Raw genomic sequence first — 7,515 nt, 5'->3', positions numbered from 1 at the left:
CTTCAAGAATTTTATTATTCTCTGATTCTATTGCTTTGACTACTCTTTCGTATTCAGTAGTATCTATTGTTGTTTTTTTTGCTGACATTTATATTCTCCAAAATTATGCGCCTAATGATCTAAGCTCACTTAAAATGTTATTTCTCTGTCTATATAAGTCCTGTAAAATCGAATTAGCTCTATCTACACCTCTTCCGATATCTGATATAAGCTTTTCCACATCAGAATCATAGGCTGATCTGCTATTTTTAATATTCGCAAGGGCAACAACTCCGTTTAAGGCATTAGTTCCTTCCCATTCTGATGCGCCATGAAGATTATAAGTAATTACAGGTGTGTCTACCTCTGTATTAAGTCTGTTTTTTAAGCTATTCATAGATGTTCTTGCATCAGTAAGTCTTCTAAGAACATTTTCAAAATGAGTTATTCTGCTTTCAACACCAGATAACTGATTTCTAAGTTCTCTGATTCTTGCCTGACGTCTTCTTTCTGCTTCCTCGGCTTCGCGACGAGCTCTTTCTGCCGCCTCAGCACGAGCTGCTTCAATATCTGACATGTTTTTACTCCTTTAAAATTATTGTGGCAGCCTGAGCTGCCACATATAAACCTGAACTATAAATTAGCCTTCGTAGCTTAAGTTTGCTGAAGCTTCTGAGTCGATAGTCTCTAAGTTGCTAGCTGATGTCTGTACGTTTGTACCAAGTGTGTTAAGCTCAACAACATACTTCTGTAAATCCTCATTTAAGCTGTAGTAAACATCTAAAAGCTTGTCGCTTGCTGAACCAAATGTCATCTCTCCAATCTCATCAACTGTGCTCTTGATAGATGCGAGCTCTGCTGATAAATCCTCGCTAAATGTTACAAGCTGCTGTCCACTTCTTGCTATATCTGCAACGGTACCTTTAATTGCTCCCATTTTCTATACCTTACCTTTCTATGCGTTGTATGCGCTTGCTCCCTGAGCAGCTACATCCTCGTAATTTGTCTTTGTCTGTTCTACCCACTGATGAATCTTCATCAACTCCTGTGACATATCCTTCATCTTTGTAGAAAGTCTGTTAAGGTAATCTACAGCGGCTGTAGCTTCTACACCTTCCCACGCATCTGTAAGTGGTCCCTGTAAGTTGTTTACCTGTAATGTAAGTGCATCAAGATTATCTGCACCTGTGTGAAGCTGTGCAAGTAACTGCTCAACTTCTTCAATGTTCATACCTGTTAATGACATTTTTCAATTCCTCCTATGTTCCTTGGTATCTTTATCACATAATGCTTATTATTTGCATTCTTGTGGCTGAAAATTTCACATAACAATAGGTATCTTCCCCCTTTTCATTTTATTACACTGAATTTTTTAGTGGGGCAGTCCCTTAAATCTTAGAGAAGTTTTTAACATCCTCTTTTCTTTTTAATAATTATCTATTACCTGTTTGTTTCTCTTTTTCAAATCAGCTTCAAAGCTTTCTGCTTTAAGATATGAAGTATCTATATCGAAAATTGGCTTTTCTCTTCCAGTAACATATACCATAAGATGTCTGCCTTCCATCCAGTCTTTTCTGATAACGACCTTTTCGATAGCAGAAAACTCTATTGTCTCTTTAGGAATTCCAAAAAATTTTCTAGTAATCTGCTTTTGAGCAATATAATATTTTTCCTTGCAGAAAATTAACAAAAATACTGGTGCTATACTCGTAAAAAGAACACCCTTCCAACCTGGATTTGATCCCTGCATAAAAATATAAGCATCTAATCCAATAGCAAAAGCTAAAAAGAATAAAAGTAGATAAACTAATGGAAGCTTTGGTGCGATGACATACCCATGCTTTGATGCACTTTCAACTTCCACACCCATTTTCTTTATCTTTTTTAATAAAGTGTCAGCATTATAAAGGCTAGCATCTACCGTTATTCTTTTTCCATTCCCATGTTCAATGACATATTTAGTGTCGTAATTTACACAAGAAACAATATCCTTATAGTAGAATTCCTTTGTTCCAATAAGCAGCTCACGTTCAACAATCTTTTCATCATCAAACACAATACGTGTAATCTCGATATACAGTGCAAAAATATAGTTGAAAATTGCGAAGCCTAATAAGATAAGCTGGGCGATTAAATAACCGCCTCGCTCACCATCACCTGCTGTAAGCAAGAAAATAGCTTCTAAAGCTATGACTAAAATCAAAAAGAATATTGTAGTAAACTTAAAAATTTTAGCATAGATAGATGGCAACGATATTTCATTACCATTCTTAACTTCTTCATCCTTTTTCTTTGCAATTATTCCCCTGACAATACCTACGATTATCAGGTATATAAAAACTCTTATAGCCACTTCCATTGTTGTTATCCCTCCACTAAGCATTGGAATGCTCCGTTTAGATCATCATGATATTTTCTTGCAAAATTAACAAAGGTATCACCATTATTATCTCTGTATACAGGGCATAAAGCTTTCAAACCACTCTTAATCTGGCTCTTAAAGTTTAGTAAAGGACAAGTTGCGTAGAATGCTGTTTTACTATATTTAAATACCTTTTTAGCAACATCACCTGCATTACTATACCAAAGCTTTTTCTTGAATTGATCTTTAACTACCTGCTTAACCGCATCTTTTGCATTAGCAAGATTAACCCTTGTAATCTTACCGGGTCTATGACCTGATTTAATTACCTGATCGTAGTATTTACTGCACTTATCCAGTTCCTTAAAGGAATCCTTAAACTTACTGAATAACGACTGTCCTGCCTTTTCTGGTGTAACACCAGGCATAGCATTTTTAACTGCCTTAACAGCTTTTCCTACTCCATAGAATAAGCCACCTGATACAGCTCCTACGATACCCTCTTCTAGAACTTTACTTCCATTAACCTTTCCAGTATTAATCTTCTGAGATATTGCACTATTAGCAGCAGCACCTAAACCACCACCAATAACAGCACAAGCAAGACCACCAATACCAGTTGCACAGAAACTTGTTGCCGCGCCAACGATAGCACCTTCTGCAACACTGCCAGCAAGAGAACCTACATCAAATTTTTTCTGCTTTCCTGTTGCAATCTTAACGCCCTGTGTTACAAGATTTGCTGCCGCACCTGTTATCGCACCAATAGCTCCACCTACAGCAACAGTTGCTGCCATAGCTGCAAGAACAGCAAACAAACCATTTAAATCCACATACATTATGGAATTATTAAAGCAGTACAGATAATGATTCTGTGTATCAGGATTATCCGTGAAACCACGAACCTGATCTTCTCCTACAAATCGACCGTTCTCGGCACTGTAGAATCTTGCCTGAGCAAACTTAAGACCAGAAACCTCATCCTCCTGATAGCCTGTGAAAGCAAATGGCTGGATGATATTACCCTGAGTAGTGTATTCGTGCTTTCTACGCTTACCAGTTCTTGGGTCAAGATTTCTACCAAAATCATCAAAAGCATACGAAGTAACAGCCACACCATCTGTACCTGTCATATACATAGGTGAACCAAGCTCATCCTGAAGATAATAGAAGTTATTTCCTGCTTTTGACATAGAAACTACATTACTATCATAGATAAAGCTTTCAGTCTCACCATTAACTGTACGTTCAAGAAGGTTGTAGCAATCTCTTGAAAGATCACACAAATATTCAATTTTTTCTTCTGGACGGGTAGATGAAACTCTATAACCAAGACCATTGTACTGATTTTCAACTTCGCCCTTATTTACATCAACAACTTTTGACAGCATGTTTGTGACATCGAAAGTGAATGTCTTCTGAAGGAGACCATCCAAATATTCTTTTGTCTGATTTCCCCGCTTATCATAGTCGTAAGTTTTAACTACAGCTTGACTATTATTAAGCTCTTTAGCCTGTACAAGTCGGTCTAATACATCATATGAGTAAGTAGTCTTTGATTCATTTTCAGTAAGACCAGTTCTATTGCCATATGCATCATACTCATATTCTGCCTGAAGCTTGCCATTTAAGCTTGACTGAGTAAGTCTTCCCAACTGGTCATAGCTATACTCATACTGTCCCGACACAGCCTCCAAACCACGTCTACTTCTTTCAATTCCATCAATCAATCCAGAATTGTTGTAATGATAGAAGTATTTATCAAGCTGTCCTTCCTTATCGGAGCTTGTCATGCTTTCAAGATTTCCACCAGGAAGATATGAATATGCCTGACTTACACCATTGCCAAAGGACTTATTTATAAGTCTTCCAAGTTCATCGTAGGAATAATTGGTTTCGTTACCATTTCCAACTATACTTGAAAGCTGACCTCTCTCGTTGTAGTTGTAGAGAACTTCCTTGCCATCTGGATAAATAAGTCTAGTCTTCTCTCCAACCTTACCGTATTCATATGAAACTGATCTATTTTGGTAGTCAGTAACCTTTGTCACTCTACCAAGAGCATCATTTTCGACTACTGTCTTACCAAGCCAATCGTTAATCTCATTAAGCTGGTTAAGCTCATTATAGGCAAATGCCACGCTTCTGCCATCAGCATATCCAACCTTTGTTACAGCACCAAGGTTATTATACTCATAGGTTGTGTCAAAATTATCTCTGTCAGTCTTAGTTTTAAGACGTCCATACTGGTCGTACTCGTAAGTCTCCTCCTGACCAAGGGCATCTGTTATCTTTGTAAGCTGTCCAGAAAGGTCGTAAGAGTAAAGTGTTACATGACCATCCTCACCTACTACAGGCATTCTGTCATCATTGATTTTGCCTTCTGCTCTATGAACACTCTTAAGGTTATCAAGGCTGTCATAGGTGTATGCTGTCTCATTTCCAAGAGCATCTACTACACTCTTAATTCTGCCTGTAGCTGTGTAGGTATATAATGTAGTGTTGTCTCCGTCAACTGCCTTAGTAGCACGTCCCATAGCATCATACTCGTATGCTACAGTTCTATCATCAGAACCTTCTACCTTAATCACACGGCTTAAAGCATCATAGGTATAGCTAATTTCATATCCATCTGCAAAATTACGCTTAGCAATACGACCTACATTGTCATAAGTAATCTCCTGCTCCAGCTTTCCGCAGAAACGAATTGCTTTAAGCTTTCCAGCATCAGTATATTCAAAGCTTCTAATTCTACCAGAAGCATCTTTAATAGTTTCAACTAATCCAAGCTTTGTGTAAGTATAAACGGTTTCATTTGAAAGGGCATCGCACTCTCTTACAACACGGCCAAGTAGATCATATTCGATGGTATTCTTATGTCCCAAAGTATCAGTAATCGAAGTAACGTTTCCAGCCTCGTCATACTCGTAAGATGTAACATGGCCAAGAGCGTCAATATCCTTTGAAACACGGTTGAGTTCATCATACTCTACCGCACGAATCTTCACGTCACTCAGATACTCTGCTGTAAGATTTCCATTGGCATCATACTCAAATCGGCTTGTTCTTCCCTCTGGATCTGTGATACCAATAATACGCATAAGAGGGTCATATTCGTACTTAACAACACCTCCGTTAGGTAGATGTACCTCTTCCTGCTTACCCATTACGTTGTAGGTAATTTCTGTAACATTTCCTGCTTCATCAATTACCTTTGATACACGTCCCATGACATTATGGTCATAAGCTTTAATAGCACCGTCTGGTCCTTTTTCAGCTATAACATTACCAAGCTTATCGTAGGTATACTCTCTTGTGTATCCAAGCGCATCTGTAGTCTTGATAATTCTGTCTGCTGCATCATATTCGTATCTTGTAACAGCTCCATCAGCAGTCTTTGTTTCAACTACACGATTAAGGGCATCATAGCTATATTCGGTAACAACTCCGTCTGGATCTGTTATCGTATTTACGTTACCCTTTTCATCATAATCAAAAAGAATTACTCCACCATTGGCGTTACGAGTCTTGTAAAGATTACCTTCTTTGTAATAAAAACGCTGTGTTTCTCCAAGTGGGTTTTTAAGTTCGAAAAGCTTGCCTGCTAAATCGTAATTGTATTTATATTCATCCCCTCTAGGACCCTTTACGTTCAAAGGTTTGCCATCTGGTCTATATGTATAGAAAGTCTTGTTTCCAAGAGCATCTATAACCTTTGTGAGATGACCTCTATTATCGTATGCAAAACGTGTTGTATTTCCACGCTTATCTGTAAAGCTTGTCTTTTGATTTCTAACATTATAGGTGAAGCGCTCCTCACCATCAAAATATGTTGTCTTAGTATGACGTTCTAACTCATCGTGAGTATATACTACTCTATTGCCATTCTGCTCAACAGCAGTAGTAGTTTTATTGATATCATCATACTCATATGTCATAACAGAATTGTCTGGGAAGCTCTGCTTTATAGTACGATTCTGTTTGTCATATTCATTTGTAATTGCTGTAATACCATTAGCATTGATTACATCTTTAATCTTGCCATCTTCAGTGTAGGTAAATCTTCTAACAGCACCATCAACATCAATAATCTGAACAAGATGCTTAGTATCATCATATGTGTAGCAAACACTTCTTCCAGTGTGATCTGTCACCTTCTCAACAAGGCCTTTGCTATCACCATCCTCATAATATGAAAATTCTAAGCTGCTTCCATTCTTAGTGAGAACCTTCTTAATTCTTCTGCTTCGATCCTCAATAATCTCGTAGTGAATGACTGTATGATCTCCGTCCTCATCACCAATTGAAGATAGACGTCCATCCCAGTCAAACTTCTCATAAGAGCCGTCATCCTGCTTAATGATATATCCCATATCATTTTCAAGCTTTTCAAGAATACCTGGCTCTCCGTGTTCCTCTATATAGTAGTTCTTCTCCTTTCTAAAAGAACCCTCACTACCGTCTGCATAAGCAATCTTGATTTTTGAGTTTCCCTGAATATCGTATATACGTACCTCATAGCTGTGAGTCCAACCCCAGCCTAAATCTTTTAACTCATTTGAAATAGCATTATAAAATCTCTTAAATTCCAACTGATGCTTTCCACCAATGACAAAATCTTCGTGCTCATTGATGTAGTTACCGTTACACATATTTACAGGGTCGTATTTATAGACCTCACATCTTTCCTTTTTACCCTTAAGGTATGCATGCATATCCTCCACGTACTGAAGGTACTCTGCAAGGGCTGCTCCAGAAAGATGGCTTAGTGGACTGTCCCACTTCAGATTAAAATTATCACCATCGTAGGTTCTGATATCATAGCTTGTTCCATTTCCGATACCATTAATAAATGACTCAATATTAGACATGATGGTATCGTAAAGAGTCTGGTAAACACTCATGCTTACATCATTTGCATGTGTGGAATCAAAGTTCTCAAACTTCTTTTTTGTATCAGGAGCAACACCACTCATACCATCATTGCTGGCAAGAGTCTCCATTGTAGCAAAATAATTTCTGTAATCTGGTGCAAGATAACTTCCTACCTCGGAACAGGTAGCATTCAAATCTGCAGCCAGATTTTCAATCTGCTCGCCAATGCCCTTGAGTGAGTCCTCATATTTACCAAAATCAAGAGTAACCTTATCAAGGTACTCTGTCTTAATTATGGC

General features: G+C 37.9%; 5 protein-coding genes. All 5 read right to left on the bottom strand.

The annotated features are described in order from the left end of the window. Positions 1–103 precede the first annotated feature (103 nt). Positions 104–556, bottom strand: a complete 453-nt coding sequence (locus G592_RS0102285; RefSeq protein WP_028246383.1) for a YwqH-like family protein — start codon at positions 554–556, stop codon at positions 104–106. A 63-nt stretch (positions 557–619) separates the two neighbouring features. Next, positions 620–916 (bottom strand): WXG100 family type VII secretion target, encoded by a 297-nt coding sequence (locus G592_RS0102280; RefSeq protein WP_028246382.1) that lies wholly within the window; start codon positions 914–916, stop codon positions 620–622. 18 nt (positions 917–934) lie between these two features. Beyond that, the gene (locus tag G592_RS0102275; RefSeq protein ID WP_028246381.1) at positions 935–1,225 is read right to left on the bottom strand and encodes a WXG100 family type VII secretion target; all 291 of its coding nucleotides are present in this window, start codon (positions 1,223–1,225) and stop codon (positions 935–937) included. A gap of 180 nt (positions 1,226–1,405) precedes the next feature. Further along, on the bottom strand, positions 1,406–2,338 hold the full coding sequence (locus tag G592_RS0102270; protein ID WP_028246380.1) for a hypothetical protein: 933 nt from the start codon (positions 2,336–2,338) through the stop codon (positions 1,406–1,408). Between the two features lie 5 nt (positions 2,339–2,343). Further along, positions 2,344–7,515: DUF6531 domain-containing protein (locus G592_RS0102265; RefSeq protein WP_028246379.1), on the bottom strand; the 5,172-nt coding region annotated here is incomplete at its 5' end.

The organism is Pseudobutyrivibrio ruminis CF1b (assembly GCF_000424005.1).
Lineage (GTDB): Bacteria > Bacillota > Clostridia > Lachnospirales > Lachnospiraceae > Pseudobutyrivibrio > Pseudobutyrivibrio ruminis_C.
The sequence above is the reverse complement of the archived record's forward strand: the minus strand, read 5'-3'. Positions and strand labels throughout refer to the sequence as shown.